Source organism: Streptomyces sp. NBC_01268, from assembly GCF_036240795.1.
In the GTDB taxonomy this organism is placed as follows: domain Bacteria; phylum Actinomycetota; class Actinomycetes; order Streptomycetales; family Streptomycetaceae; genus Streptomyces.
The window spans coordinates 3,689,305-3,702,416 of sequence record NZ_CP108454.1; the positions used below are offsets into that span (position 1 = coordinate 3,689,305).

Genomic DNA, 13,112 nt, shown 5'->3' on the forward strand with positions numbered 1-13,112 from the left:
GCGTCCAGACTAGCTAGCCCGCGACGCGTTCCTCGGGCGGGGGCGGGGGGACCGGCCGTCGGCGTGGCGGGAAGACCTCGGAGGGCTTGGGCACCGGGCGCTCGCCGGGTGCCGGCGGCTTGGGCGCGGGCTTCCCCGGGGTCCCGGGGCCGGAGCCGCCGTCGCTCGCGGCGCGGCCGCCGGGCAGGGCGAGGAGCCGGGCGCGGGGAGCGGTGGCGACGGCGCGGGACGGGGACTGGGCCTGGGCGACGCGGGCCAGCCGGGTGCGGACGGATCGTTCCGCCAGCACCTGGCAGCGGGCCAGCAGCGCGCCCGCGGCCGGGTGGCGGCGCAGCGCCCGCAAGGCCGCGAGGTCGTCGGCGCCGGGGTCGTAGCCGGCCGCCAGGGCGTCCTGGAGGAGCTCCAGGTAGCCCGTCAGGGAGCCGGGGAGGGCCTGGCGGTAGCGGACCAGGTCGGCGAGGAGGAAGGCGCGCAGCCGACCCGCCTCGGCCACCGACTCGTCCACGGATTCGGCCAGGCGCAGGCAGTCCTGGACGTCGTCGTCCTGAAGGGGGGCGGGGTTGAGGGCGATGGCGAGGGCGCGACGGAGGACACGCAGCTCGTCCGCGCTGAACGCCATGCCGCCGCAGGATCCGTAGGGCGTGGGCATGGACCGACGATACGCGCTAATCGGACAAATCTTCCGCTTCTCGATCTTCCCGGCGGGTCGGTCCCGCCGGGAGGATCAGAGCCGCGAGACGTTGCGCTCGTACACCAGCCGCAGACCGATCAGGGTCAGCCACGGCTCGTGGGCGGCGATCTCCTTGGAGTCGGCGAGCACCATCGGCGCCAGACCCCCGGTGGCGATCACGTTGACCTGCGAGGGGTCTCCGTTCGGGCCGGCCAGCTCGCGCCGCATCCGCCCGACGACGCCGTCGACCTGGCCCGCGTACCCGAAGACGATGCCCGACTGCATGGCCTCGACGGTGTTCTTGCCGATCACGCTGCGCGGCCGGGCCAGCTCGATCTTGCGGAGCATGGCGCCCTTGACGCCCAGCGCCTCCACCGAGATCTCTATGCCCGGGGCGATGGCGCCGCCCGCGTACTCGCCGCGCGCGGTGACCGCGTCGTACGTCGTCGCCGTGCCGAAGTCGACGACGATCGCCGGGCCGCCGTACAGCTCGACGGCCGCGACCGCGTTGATGACCCGGTCGGCGCCGACCTCCTTGGGGTTGTCCGTGAGGACCGGGACGCCCGTCTTGACGCCCGGCTCCACCAGGACCGCGGGGACGTCCCCGTAGTAGCGGCGCGTCACCTCGCGCAGCTCGTGCAGCACCGAGGGGACCGTCGCGCAGATCGCGATCCCCCCGATGCCGTCGCTCAGCTCGACGCCGAGCAGCGGATGCATGCCCATCAGGCCCTGCAGCAGGACCGCCCACTCGTCGGCGGTGCGGCGCGGGTCCGTGGAGATGCGCCAGTGCTCCACGATCTCGTCGCCGTCGAAGAGGCCGAGGACCGTCTGGGTGTTGCCGACGTCGATCGTGAGCAGCATCAGACGGCCGCCTCACGCAGGTCGAGCCCGATGTCGAGGATCGGGGACGAGTGGGTGAGGCCGCCCACCGCCAGGTAGTCCACACCGGTGGCCGCGTACGCCGCCGCGTTCTCCAGGGTCAGCCGGCCCGAGGACTCCAGGACCGCCCGCCCGGCGACCAGCGCGACGGCCTCCTCGGTCTCGCCCGGGGTGAAGTTGTCCAGCAGGATCAGGTCGGCGCCCGCGTCCAGGACCTCGCGGACCTGGTGCATCGTGTCGACCTCGACCTCGATCGGGACCTCCGGGAACAGCTCGCGCACGGCCTTGAAGGCCTGTGCGACGCCACCGGCGGCCACCACGTGGTTGTCCTTCACCAGGGCCGCGTCCGACAGCGACATGCGGTGGTTGACGCCGCCGCCGCAGCGCACCGCGTACTTCTCCAGGGCGCGCAGGCCCGGGGTCGTCTTGCGGGTGTCGCGGACCTTGGCCCGGGTGCCCTCCAGGGCGTCCGCCCAGGCGCGGGTGGCGGTGGCGATGCCGGACAGGCGGCACAGGATGTTCAGCGCGCTGCGCTCGCCGGTGAGCAGGTCACGAGTGTGGGCGGTGACGCTCAGCAGCTTGTCGCCGGCCTCGACCCACTCGCCGTCCTCGACGTGCCGCTCGACCTCGAACTCGTCGGTGCACACGATGGACAGCACCGCCTCGGCCACCCGCAGACCGGCCACGACGCCGGCCTCGCGGGCGGTGAAGTCGGCGGTCGCGACGGCCTCCTCGGGGACGGTCGCCACGGTCGTCACGTCCACGCCGCCGTCGAGGTCCTCGGCGATGGCCAGGTGCGCGATGTCCTCGACCTGGACCGGGTCGAGCCCCGCGTCGGCGAGCAGCTGGGCGAGCGCCGGGTCGAGCCCGCACTCGAACTCCTCCGCACCGCCGCAGCCGCAGCCGTCGCCGCAGCCACCGCTCTCGGCGGGCGCGTTGATCTGGATGAGGGGGACGTCCACGGGCTGCGGACGTGCTTCTTCGGGCGTGCTCACGACTGCGGCTCCCTGGGTGCGTCGGGGGTTACGGGCGGAAAGTCTGCTGTGGCGGTGCGGCGGACCACCAGTCGGCGGTCGGACGTCAGGCGTACCACCAGGTGCCGGCGCCAGTGCGCGTCGTCCCGGTCGGGCCGGTCCTCGCGCCAGTGGCAGCCGCGGGTCTCCTCGCGCTCCTGCGCGGCGGCCACCAGGACCCGGGCGACGCACAGCAGGTTGGTGGTCTCCCAGGACTCGACGCCGGGCTCGGCCGCCTTGCGGTCGCCCTCGGCGTCCAGCCGCAGCGCTTCGAGGGCGTCGGCGGCGTCGGAGAGGCTCGCGGCGGACCGCAGCACGCCCGCGCCCTCGCTCATGGTCCGCTGGATGTCCCGACGGACCTCGGGGCCGAGCAGGGTCAGCACCGTGGGGCTCCCGGCCGGCGCGTCGACGACCGGCGGACCCTCGCGGTGCGGGCCGTGCGCGATGATCTCGTCGGCGATCCGCTCGGCGAAGACCAGGCCCTCCAGGAGCGAGTTCGAGGCGAGCCGGTTGGCGCCGTGCACGCCCGTGCAGGCGACCTCGCCGCAGGCGTACAGGCCCGGCACCGTCGTCCGGCCGTGCAGGTCGGTGCGGACGCCGCCGGAGGCGTAGTGGGCGGCCGGTGCGACCGGGATCGGCTCGGTGACCGGGTCGATCCCGTGCGCCCGGCAGGCGGCCAGGATCGTCGGGAAGCGCTGCTCCCACATCTCGGCGCCGAAGTGGCGGGCGTCGAGGTACATGTGCGCGGCGCCCTGCTCCTGCATCCGGCGCATGATCGCCTTGGCGACGATGTCCCGGGGCGCGAGCTCGGCCAGTTCGTGCTGCCCCAGCATGAAGCGCGCCCCGTCGGCGTCGACGAGATGGGCGCCCTCACCGCGCACCGCCTCGGAGACCAGCGGCTGCTGGCCCTCCGAGCCGACGCCGAGGAACAGCACCGTCGGGTGGAACTGCACGAACTCCAGGTCGGAGATCTCCGCGCCCGCGCGCAGCGCCAGCGCGACGCCGTCGCCGGTGGAGACCGCCGGGTTGGTGGTGGCCGAGAAGACCTGGCCCATGCCGCCGGTGGCGAGCACCACGGAGGGGGCGCGGACGGCGCCCACGCCGTCGTGCTGCCCCTCGCCCATCACGTGCAGGGTCACGCCCGCCGTCCGGCCCTCGGCGTCCTTCAGGAGGTCCAGGACGAGCGCGTGCTCGATGGTCCGCACACCCCGGTCGCGTATCGCCTCGACCAGGGCGCGGGAGATCTCGGCGCCGGTCGCGTCGCCGCCGGCGTGCGCGATCCGGCGGCGGTGGTGGCCGCCCTCGCGGGTCAGCGCGATCTCGCCGCCGTCCGTGCGGTCGAAGTCGGCGCCGGTCGCGATCAGCCGGCGCACCGCGCCGGGGCCCTCGGTGACCAGGGCCCGCACGGCCTGCTCGTCGCAGAGCCCGGCGCCCGCCACGAGGGTGTCGTCCAGGTGCTGCTCGGGGGTGTCGCCGTCGCCGAGCGCGGCGGCGATGCCGCCCTGGGCCCAACGGGTCGAGCCGTCGTCGAGCAGGGCCTTGGTGACGACGACCGTGCGCAGCCCGGCGGCCGTGCAGCGCAGGGCCGCGGTCAGGCCCGCGACACCGGAGCCGACCACGACGACGTCGGCGTCGATGGACCAGCCGGGGGCGGGCGCCTGCAGCCGTATTCCGGTCACTTCACCGCTCCGAAGGTCAGGGGGATGTTGTCGATGAGCCGCGTGCTCCCCACGCGCGCGGCGACGGCGAGGATCGCCTCCCCGTCGTGGCCGTCCTCGACCTCGGTGAAGTCGGCCGGGTCGACCAGGGCGAGATAGTCCAGGGTGAGCGGCGGCTCGGCCCGCGCCGCGTCGTCCAGGAAGCCCCGGGCGGCGCACCGCACGGCCTCCGCGCCCCCGCCCTCGGCCGCCTGGGCGACCGCGTGGGCGTCGGCGGCGGCCCGGGCCTCGCCGATCCGGGACAGCGCCTGCGCGCGGGCGTCGCCCCGGCCCTGCGCCCCCGGCAGCGCCTGCGCGCGGGCGCGCAGCGCCTCCTGGGCGGCCAGCCGGTCGCGGGCGGCGAACAGCGCGCGGGACAGCGCCAGGGCGGTGTGCCGCTCCTCGGCCGACAGGTAGCGGTTGCGGCTGGACAGGGCGAGGCCGTCGGCCTCGCGGACGGTCGGCACGCCGACGATCTCGACCGGGAAGTTCAGGTCGCGGACCATGCGGCGGATCAGGGCCAGCTGCTGGGCGTCCTTCTGGCCGAAGAAGGCCAGGTCGGGGCCGGTGAGGTGGAGCAGCTTGGCGACGACGGTGAGCATGCCGTCGAAGTGGCCGGGCCGGGAGGCGCCTTCGAGGCGCTCGCCCATGGGCCCCGCGGTGATCCGGACCTGCGGCTCCCCGCCCGGGTAGACCTCGTCGACCGCCGGGGCGAACACCGCGTCGGCGCCGGCCGCCTCGGCGAGCGCCAGGTCCGCGTCGAGGGTGCGCGGATAGCGCTCCAGGTCCTCGCCCGCGCCGAACTGCAGCGGGTTGACGAAGACGGTGACGACGACGGTGCCGTCGGCCCCGACCCGTTCCCGGGCGGCCCGCACCAGGCTCGCGTGGCCCTCGTGGAGGGCGCCCATGGTCATGACGACGGCGCGCTGCCCGGCGCCCTTCAGCGCCCGCAGCTCCTCTCCCGTACGCACCAGGGTGAAGGTCATCGGCGGTCATCCCCCTCGGCGAGCACGCCCAGCAGGTCCTCGGCCAGCTCGGGCTTGAGCAGTCCGTGCGCGAGCGCCCGGTCGGCGGTCGCGCGGGCCATCGCGAGATAGCCGGCGACGGTGCCGGGCGCGTGCTTGTGCAGCTCGGCGACGTGCGCCGCGACCGTCCCCGCGTCGCCGCGGGCGACCGGACCGGTCAGGGCGGCGTCGCCGGACCGCAGCGCGTTGTCCAGGGCGGCGCCGAGCAGCGGGCCGAGCATCCGGTCGGGCGCGGAGACGCCGGCCGAGCGGAGCAGCTCCATGGCCTGGGCGACCAGGGTGACCAGGTGGTTCGCGCCGAGGGCGAGGGCCGCGTGGTAGAGCGGGCGGCTCTCCTCGGCGATCCATTCGGGCTCGCCGCCCATCTCGATGACCAGCGCCTCCGCGGCGAGCCGCAGCTCGTCGGGGGCGGTGACGCCGAACGAGCAGCCGGCCAGCCGCTGGACGTCCACGGAGGTGCCGGTGAAGGTCATGGCGGGGTGCAGGGCGAGCGGCAGCGCGCCGGCCCGGCGGGCGGGGTCGAGCACGCGGACGCCGTACCGCCCGGAGGTGTGCACGATCAGCTGCCCCGGGCGGATCGCCCCGGTGTCGGCGAGCCCCTCGACGAGCCCGGGCAGGGCGTCGTCGGGCACGGTGAGCAGCACCAGGTCCGCGAGGGCGAGGACCCGGGCGGGCTCCATGACGGGCACGTCGGGCAGCAGGATGGAGGCCCGGCGGCGGGACGCCTCGGAGACCGCCGAGACGGCGACCGGGCGGTGTCCGGCGAGCTGCAGCGCCGCGGCGAGGACGGGTCCGACCCGTCCCGCTCCCACGACGCCGACGGTCAGCCGGGCGGGGCGGTCCTCGGCCCGGTCGGCGTGGTGACCGGGCTGCCGGGCTTCTGCTGCACGCTCTGGTGGTGCGTTCACGATCGGGTCGGCCTTCCGTTCCAGTCCGCGGGGGGTACCGGACGATTTCTGGTCATGCTACGCCAGCGTTTCGCGCGGGCCCGTGGCTGTCCACAGGGTGTGGGCGGCGGTGTGATGATCTGCCCATGGAGACAGAGCACGAGACCGACACCGGCGTCCCGGACGGGACCGAAGACGAGACGACCGCCCTGCGCCGGGCCCTGCGCGAGGCCCCGCGCAAGCTGTGGGACGCCTCCCCGGACGGCACGGTCGCCGCGCGCCTGCGCGAGCTGGCCGACTGGGCGGCCACCACCCCGCACGCGGACACCCCGCTGGACGTCTACGGCGACGGCGTCGTCGCGGAGGTCGAGGACCGGGTCGCCCGCGCGCTGGGCTTCCCCGCGGCGGCCTTCTTCCCCACCGGGACGATGGCCCAGCAGGTGGCCCTGCGCTGCTGGGCCGGACGGACCGGGAACCCGGTCGTGGCCCTCCACCCGCTCGCCCACCCCGAGGTCCACGAGGACCAGGCCTTCACGACGGTCGGCGGGCTGCGGACGACCCACCCCACGACCGCGCCCCGGCTGCCGACGGCGGACGAGGTGCGGGACCACCCGGAGCCCTTCGGGGCGCTGATGCTGGAGCTCCCTCTGCGGGACGCGGGCTTCGTGCTGCCCACCTGGGACGAGCTGGTCGACGTGGTCGAGGCGGCCCGCGAGCGCGACGCCGTGGTCCACTTCGACGGCGCCCGGCTCTGGGAGACGCCGACGCGTTTCGGCCGCGAGCTCCCCGAGATCGCGGGGCTGGCCGACAGCGTCTACGTGTCGTTCTACAAGTCGCTCGGCGGCATGTCCGGCGCCGCGGTCGCCGGCCCCGAGGACCTGATCGACGAGGCCCGCCTGTGGCGCCACCGCTACGGCGGCGACGTCTTCCAGCAGTACCCGGCCGCGATGTCGGCCCTGCGCGGCCTGGAGACGGAGCTGCCCCGGCTGCCCTCCTACGTGGCCCACGCCCGGATGGCGGCGACCGTGCTGCGGGAGGTGTTCGAGGAGGCGGGCGTGGGCTGGTTCCGCGTCCACCCCGAGCCGCCGCACACCCACCAGTTCCAGGTCTGGCTCCCGTACGCCCCCGAAGCCCTCACGGCGGCCTCCCTGGCCCTCGCGCAGGAGGGCACGGCCCTGTTCCGGCGCTGGTTCCCGGGCCCGGCGGGCGGCCCGCCCGGGACGGCGATGACCGAGGTGACGATCAGCGCGCCGGGCCTGGAGTGGACGGCGGACGACGTACGGGCGGCCGCCCGCGCCTTCCTGGGGAAGCTGGACCGGTAGGGACGGCGGCTGCCGCGGCGGCTGCCGGAAACCGGGGTTACCTCCGCCTCCGCAGCCGCCGCAGCACCGCGCGCAGCACGGCCACGTCGTGGGTCCCGGGCACGGGCGGCGCCGGCTCGCGGCGCCGGGCGGCCCGGTAGCTGTCGAAGAGGTACTGGTGAAGGGCGTTCATGGGCACACCGTGCGCCCGGACCGCCCGCCGCCGCCCGCCGATTGACGCCCCTGGTCAAACGGCGGGACAGCACCCCCACCCGCCCCCGCACCATAGGGGGGTGAGCGTGACGATCGACATCACCGGACTGCCGCACGAGCGGATCGCCTTCTGCCCCTCGCCGCTGGCCGAGCTGGGCAACGCCCTGCACGCGCTGGCCGAGCCGGCCCACCACTCCCGGCTGCACGCCTGGACGACGACGACCTCCGCCGGCCTGAAGCCCGAGCTGGCCGACCGGCTCCACGAGGCCGACTTCATGTGGCGGTCCACCCGGAGCGACTTCCTGCTGCCCGCCCAGCCGCGCGAGACGCTGGAGGAGGAGCTGGACGACCTCGACCGCCTGGACGACGAGAAGTTCGTGGGCGCCGCCCTGGAGATCTCGTGCAGCAGCCGCTACTCCGAGGGCATCCCGTCCCCGCTGGTCGACGAGCAGAGCCGCCGCCGCGCCCTCGACCTCGCCGCCGCGCGGGGCCCGCGCCAGGCCGCGTTCGTGGAACGGATGCTGGCCGAGCCCACCGCGGTCCGCGCCTGGATACGGCGCCTCCTGCAGGACTGCGACGACGCGTTCTTCGCCGACACCTGGCGCCGCGTCCGCGTGCAGCTCGCCGCCGACGCCCGCCACAAGACGGAGCTGCTGCGCCGCAAGGGCCTCGCGGAGGCGCTGGCGGCGGCCTCCCCGGCGCTCAGCCTGGAGGAGGGCCCGCACGGCAGCAGGATCGTGGTGGACAAGCTGGTGCACGGCAGGGCGGAGGCCCTGGGCACCGGGGTGACGCTGGTGCCGACGGCCTTCGGCTGGCCGCACCTGTTCGCGACGAGCGCGCCCGGCTGGCAGCCGGTCATCCAGTACCCGGCCGCCACCCGGGACGTCGGCGGCGCCGAGCCGACCGAGACGGTCAAGGCGCGCCTGGAGGCGATCGCCCACCCGATGCGGATGCGCCTGTGCCGGAACCTGGCGCGCGGCCCGTACTCGACGAGCGAGCTGGCCGACGCGTACGGGATCACGGCGCCGGAGGTCTCCCGGCACCTCTCCGTGCTGAAGAAGGCCGGCCTGCTGACCACCCAGCGCCGGGGCCGCTACGTCCTGCACCAGCTGGACTTCTCGGTGGTGGCGAGGCTGGGCAGCGACTTCCTGGAGTCGGTCCTGCGCTGACCGGCGCGAGGACCCTCAGAGGGCCCCGCCGCCGGCCCTGACCAGGCCGGTCTCGTACGCGAGGACGACGACCTGCACCCGGTCGCGCAGCTCCAGCTTGGTGAGGATCCGCCCCACGTGGGTCTTCACGGTCGCCTCGGACAGCACGAGCCGCGCCGCGATCTCGCCGTTGGAGAGCCCCTGGGCGACCAGGAGCATGACCTCGCGCTCGCGGTCGGTGAGCCGGTCGAGACCGCTCTCCGCGGCGCGGCTCTCCCGCCCGGTGGACGGCAGCATCGGCGAGAAGCGGTCGAGGAGCCGCCGGGTGGTGGAGGGGGCGACGACCGCGTCACCGCTGTGCACGGAGCGGATGGCGGCGAGCAGCTCGGCCGGCGGCACGTCCTTCAGCATGAAGCCGCTGGCGCCCGCCTTGAGCCCGGAGAAGGCGTACTCGTCGAGGTCGAAGGTGGTGAGGATCAGCACCTTGGGCGCGTCGGGCTGGGAACAGATCCGCCGGGTGGCCTCCACCCCGTCCAGCTTGGGCATGCGCACGTCCATCAGCACGACGTCGACGTCGGTGCCCCGCAGCACCTCCAGGGCCCCCACGCCGTCGCCCGCCTCGGCCACGACCTCCATGTCCGGCTGGGCGGCGAGCACCATGCGGAAGCCGGTGCGCAGCAGCACCTGGTCGTCGACGAGCATCACGCGGATGGACATGCTGTTCCTTCGGGTCAGTGAGCGGGCTTGAGCGGGAGCAGGGCACTGATGCGGAAGCCGCCGCCGGGGCGCGGCCCCGCGTCCAGGGTGCCGCCGACCATGCCGACCCGCTCCCGCATGCCGATGAGGCCGTGGCCGCGCCCGTCGGCGCCGCCGTCCTCGTACATCTCCTGCGGGGCGCCCCGCCCGTCGTCCTCGACGAGCAGTCCGAGCCCGTCGTCGAAGTAGACCAGGCGGACGCTGGCGCCGACGTCGGGGCCGCCGTGCTTGCGGCTGTTGGTGAGCGCTTCCTGGACGATCCGGTACGCGGTGAGCTCGACGCCGCTCGGCAGCGGGCGCGGGGTGCCCTCGACCTTGAAGTCGACGGCGAGGCCGGCCCCGCGGACCTGCTCGACGAGGTCCTCGATCTGCTGGACGTCCGGCTGCGGGACGTACTCCCCGGCCTCCTGGTGCTCGCCCGTGCGCAGGATGCCCAGCAGCCGCCGCATCTCGGCCAGGGCCTGGCGGCCGGTGCCGGCGATGGTCTCCAGGGCCTGCTTGGCGGTCTCGGGCGAGGAGTCCATGACGTACGCGGCGCCGTCGGCCTGGACGACCATGACGGACACGTTGTGGGCGACGACGTCGTGCAGCTCGCGGGCGATCCGGGCGCGCTCGGCGGCGACGGCGACCTTGGCCTGGGCCTCGCGCTCCTTCTCCAGTCGGGAGGCCCGTTCCTCCAGCTGCGCGAAGTAGGCGCGGCGGGTGCGCAGGGAGTCGCCGAGCACCCAGGCGAGGGCGAACGGCACGGTCATGATGATCGTGAAGAAGACGGTGGCGGCGGAGGACCGGGATTCCTCCAGCGGCCAGCGCAGCTGGGAGAGCGTGGCGGCGGCGAGGCCGCCGGCCAGGGCGAGCCGGGACGCCCAGCGGGGCCCGTCGTGCGCGGCGACCGTGTAGATGATCACGAGCATGGCGAAGTCGGCCATGAACGGGACGATCCCGAAGGCGAGCTGGACGAGGCCGAGGAGGACCGTGAGGACCAGCATCCTCTCGGGGGCGCGCCGGCGCAGGGCGATGACCAGCGAGTAGAGCGCGCCGACGGCGAGGTACCCGGCGATGTTGGTGCCCGCCGGGGAGCCGGAGCCCACCCACAGCAAGGAGAGCCCGAAGAGGACGACGGCCCAGAAGGTGTCGACGCCCGTCGGGTGTCTGCGGATGAAGTCGTAGAGGCGCTGCACGTGACCCAGCGTAGGGAAAGCGGATAGGTGCAGGGGTCAACCGTGGGGTCGATCCTTCCCGTGAGGCCCGTACTCCCCAAGGTGGAGACTGGGGCACGTGACGGATGAGACGTGTCAGTGGCAGGGGTGGCGCGAGGCCGCGGAACGGGCCCTGTACGGCCCCGGGGGCTTCTTCCTGCGCCCGGAGGGGCCCGCCGGGCACTTCCGCACGTCGGTGCACGCCTCGCCGCTCTTCGCGGGCGCCGTGGCCCGGCTCCTCGCCCGCGTGGCGGAGGAGCTCGGCACGGACGAGCCCGCGCTCGTGGACGTGGGCGCGGGGCGGGGCGAGCTGTTGACGGGGGTGCTGGCCGCGCTCCCGCCGGGGCTGCGGGTGCGCCCGTACGGCGTGGAGCGCGCGGCCCGGCCGGCGGGCCTGGACCCGCGGATCGTGTGGACGGACCGGGTGCCGGACGGGGAGCGGGGGCTGCTCTTCGCCAACGAGTGGCTGGACAACGTGCCGGTGGACGTGGCGCAGGCCGACGCGGACGGCGCCGTCCGCCGCGTCGAGGTGCGGGCGGACGGCACGGAGCGGCTGGGCGCGGTGGTGACCGGGCCGGACGCGGAGTGGCTGGAGCGGTGGTGGCCGCTGCGGGAGCCCGGCGAGCGGGCCGAGATCGGGCGCCCGCGCGACGAGGCGTGGGCGGGGGCGGTGGGGGCGCTCGCCGCGGGGACGGCGGTGGCCGTCGACTACGCGCACCTGCGGGGTGCCCGGCCGCCCTTCGGGACGCTCGCCGCGTTCCGGGAGGGGCGGGAGGTGGCGCCCGTGCCGGACGGGAGCCGCGATCTGACCGCGCACGTGGCGCTGGACGCGTGCGCGGCGGCGGTGCCCGGGCCGGCGGCCGCGGTCGTCACGCAGCGGGAGGCGCTGCGGGAGCTCGGGGTGAGCGGCGGACGGCCGCCGCTGGCGCTCGCGTCGAGCGACCCCGCCGGGTACGTGCGGGCCCTCGCGGCGGCCGGCGAGGCGGCGGAGCTCACGGCGCGCGGGGGCCTCGGGGACTTCCTCTGGCTGGTCCAGCGGGTGCCCGGCACCGCGTGAGCGCCCGCGGCGGGCGCCCGGCCCGGGGCGGCCGCCGGTCGGGGGGATACTGGTCCGCATGACGGAGACGACGGTCGGTATCGGGGGCGCGGCGGAGAGCACCGACATGGTGCTGAACATCGGGCCGCAGCATCCCTCCACCCACGGCGTGCTCCGGCTGCGGCTCGTCCTGGACGGCGAAGTGGTGCGCGAGGCCGAGCCCGTGATCGGGTACATGCACCGCGGCGCGGAGAAGCTGTTCGAGGCGCGGGACTACCGGCAGATCATCATGCTGGCCAACCGGCACGACTGGCTCTCCGCGTTCTCCAACGAGCTCGGCGTCGTCATGGCCGTGGAGCGGATGCTGGGCATGGAGGTCCCGGAGCGGGCCGTCTGGACCCGCACCCTGCTCGCCGAGCTGAACCGGGTCCTGAACCACCTCATGTTCCTCGGCTCGTACCCCCTCGAACTGGGCGGCATCACCCCCGTCTTCCACGCCTTCCGCGAGCGCGAGGAGCTCCAGGCCGTCATGGAGGAGGTCTCCGGCGGCCGGATGCACTACATGTTCAACCGGGTCGGCGGCCTCAAGGAGGACCTCCCGGCCGGCTGGCTGGGCCGGGCTCGGCAGGCGGTCGCGGACGTGCGGTCGCGGATGGACGTCTACGACCGGCTGGTCCTGGGCAACGAGATCTTCCGGGGCCGGACCCGCGGCGTCGGGGTGCTCTCGCAGGAGGCCGTGCACGGGTACGGGGTGTCCGGGCCGATCGCCCGCGCCTCGGGCGTCGACTTCGACCTGCGCCGGGACGAGCCGTACCTCGCGTACGGGGAACTCCAGGACGTCCTGCGGGTGGTGACCCGCACGGAGGGCGACTGCCTGGCCCGCTTCGAGTGCCTGCTCGACCAGACGCACAACGCGCTGGAGCTCGCCGACGCCTGCCTCGACCGGATCGAGGACCTGCCGCAGGGGCCGATCAACCAGCGGCTGCCGAAGGTCCTCAAGGCGCCGGAGGGGCACACGTACGCCTGGACCGAGAACCCGCTGGGCATCAACGGCTACTACCTGGTCTCCAAGGGCGAGAAGACCCCGTACCGGCTGAAGCTGCGCTCGGCCTCGTACAACAACATCCAGGCGCTGACCGAGCTGCTGCCGGGGACGCTGGTCGCCGACATGGTGGCGATCCTCGGTTCGCTCTTCTTCGTCGTGGGCGACATCGACAAGTAGGGCGCGCGGGGCGGGACGCGTGACGAGACGGCGGGAGCCGGTGGACCACCGCGGTCCACCGGCTCCTGC

Annotated in this window: 13 protein-coding genes; 4 read left to right on the forward strand and 9 right to left on the reverse strand. The window is 75.0% G+C overall.

The window, feature by feature from the left end:
- Positions 1 to 13: 13 nt before the first annotated feature.
- The 6 genes from OG309_RS16265 to OG309_RS16290 form a co-directional block, all read right to left on the reverse strand.
- On the reverse strand, positions 14 to 619 hold the full coding sequence (locus OG309_RS16265) for a hypothetical protein (protein ID WP_329428361.1): 606 nt from the start codon (positions 617 to 619) through the stop codon (positions 14 to 16).
- A gap of 105 nt (positions 620 to 724) precedes the next feature.
- On the reverse strand, positions 725 to 1,531 hold the full coding sequence (locus tag OG309_RS16270) for a type III pantothenate kinase (RefSeq protein ID WP_329421601.1): 807 nt from the start codon (positions 1,529 to 1,531) through the stop codon (positions 725 to 727).
- The gene (nadC, locus tag OG309_RS16275; protein ID WP_329421602.1) at positions 1,531 to 2,544 is read right to left on the reverse strand and encodes a carboxylating nicotinate-nucleotide diphosphorylase; all 1,014 of its coding nucleotides are present in this window, start codon (positions 2,542 to 2,544) and stop codon (positions 1,531 to 1,533) included. Before nadC ends, OG309_RS16270 begins: the two co-directional genes overlap by 1 nt.
- Positions 2,541 to 4,241, reverse strand: a complete 1,701-nt coding sequence (locus OG309_RS16280; RefSeq protein WP_329421604.1) for an L-aspartate oxidase — start codon at positions 4,239 to 4,241, stop codon at positions 2,541 to 2,543. Before OG309_RS16280 ends, nadC begins: the two co-directional genes overlap by 4 nt.
- On the reverse strand, positions 4,238 to 5,245 hold the full coding sequence (panC, locus tag OG309_RS16285; protein WP_329421605.1) for a pantoate--beta-alanine ligase: 1,008 nt from the start codon (positions 5,243 to 5,245) through the stop codon (positions 4,238 to 4,240). The genes OG309_RS16280 and panC overlap by 4 nt, the downstream gene beginning before the upstream one ends.
- Entirely contained in the window at positions 5,242 to 6,111 is an 870-nt protein-coding gene (locus OG309_RS16290; RefSeq protein ID WP_329428362.1) for a Rossmann-like and DUF2520 domain-containing protein, read from the reverse strand. The genes panC and OG309_RS16290 overlap by 4 nt, the downstream gene beginning before the upstream one ends.
- A 206-nt stretch (positions 6,112 to 6,317) precedes the next feature.
- On the opposite strand from OG309_RS16290, the gene OG309_RS16295 reads away from it, so the two are divergent.
- On the forward strand, positions 6,318 to 7,493 hold the full coding sequence (locus OG309_RS16295) for a threonine aldolase family protein (RefSeq protein ID WP_329421606.1): 1,176 nt from the start codon (positions 6,318 to 6,320) through the stop codon (positions 7,491 to 7,493).
- Positions 7,494 to 7,530: 37 nt separating this feature from the next.
- On the opposite strand, the gene OG309_RS16300 is transcribed toward OG309_RS16295, so the two are convergent.
- A complete protein-coding gene (locus OG309_RS16300) occupies positions 7,531 to 7,665 on the reverse strand; it encodes a hypothetical protein (protein WP_329421608.1) in 135 nt (44 codons plus the stop codon).
- Positions 7,666 to 7,765: 100 nt separating this feature from the next.
- Here OG309_RS16300 and OG309_RS16305 point away from each other — a divergent pair, with 100 nt between their 5' ends.
- Positions 7,766 to 8,854 carry a DUF5937 family protein gene (locus tag OG309_RS16305; protein WP_329421610.1) on the forward strand — a complete coding sequence of 363 codons (1,089 nt, stop codon included), beginning with the start codon at positions 7,766 to 7,768 and terminating at the stop codon, positions 8,852 to 8,854.
- Positions 8,855 to 8,869: 15 nt separating this feature from the next.
- Here the strand turns inward: OG309_RS16305 and OG309_RS16310 are convergent, their stop codons facing one another.
- Together OG309_RS16310 and OG309_RS16315 are read right to left on the reverse strand one after the other, a co-directional pair.
- Positions 8,870 to 9,550, reverse strand: coding sequence for a response regulator transcription factor (locus OG309_RS16310; protein ID WP_329421612.1), 681 nt, complete (start codon positions 9,548 to 9,550; stop codon positions 8,870 to 8,872).
- 14 nt (positions 9,551 to 9,564) lie between these two features.
- Entirely contained in the window at positions 9,565 to 10,767 is a 1,203-nt protein-coding gene (locus tag OG309_RS16315) for a sensor histidine kinase (protein WP_329421613.1), read from the reverse strand.
- A gap of 97 nt (positions 10,768 to 10,864) precedes the next feature.
- On the opposite strand from OG309_RS16315, the gene OG309_RS16320 reads away from it, so the two are divergent.
- Together OG309_RS16320 and OG309_RS16325 are read left to right on the forward strand one after the other, a co-directional pair.
- Positions 10,865 to 11,842 carry an SAM-dependent methyltransferase gene (locus tag OG309_RS16320; protein WP_329421614.1) on the forward strand — a complete coding sequence of 326 codons (978 nt, stop codon included), beginning with the start codon at positions 10,865 to 10,867 and terminating at the stop codon, positions 11,840 to 11,842.
- Positions 11,843 to 11,900: 58 nt separating this feature from the next.
- On the forward strand, positions 11,901 to 13,043 hold the full coding sequence (locus tag OG309_RS16325; protein ID WP_329421616.1) for an NADH-quinone oxidoreductase subunit D: 1,143 nt from the start codon (positions 11,901 to 11,903) through the stop codon (positions 13,041 to 13,043).
- Positions 13,044 to 13,112 lie beyond the last annotated feature (69 nt).

Excerpts from the sequence above, each read along its gene's own strand:
- OG309_RS16265 (WP_329428361.1), bottom strand. The coding sequence starts at position 619 with ATGGCGTTCAGCGCGGACGAGCTGCGTGTCCTCCGTCGCGCCCTCGCC.
- OG309_RS16270 (WP_329421601.1), bottom strand. The coding sequence starts at position 1,531 with ATGCTGCTCACGATCGACGTCGGCAACACCCAGACGGTCCTCGGCCTC.
- panC (WP_329421605.1), bottom strand. The coding sequence starts at position 5,245 with ATGACCTTCACCCTGGTGCGTACGGGAGAGGAGCTGCGGGCGCTGAAG.
- OG309_RS16295 (WP_329421606.1), top strand. The coding sequence starts at position 6,318 with ATGGAGACAGAGCACGAGACCGACACCGGCGTCCCGGACGGGACCGAA.
- OG309_RS16300 (WP_329421608.1), bottom strand. The coding sequence starts at position 7,665 with ATGAACGCCCTTCACCAGTACCTCTTCGACAGCTACCGGGCCGCCCGG.
- OG309_RS16310 (WP_329421612.1), bottom strand. The coding sequence starts at position 9,550 with ATGTCCATCCGCGTGATGCTCGTCGACGACCAGGTGCTGCTGCGCACC.
- OG309_RS16325 (WP_329421616.1), top strand. The coding sequence starts at position 11,901 with ATGACGGAGACGACGGTCGGTATCGGGGGCGCGGCGGAGAGCACCGAC.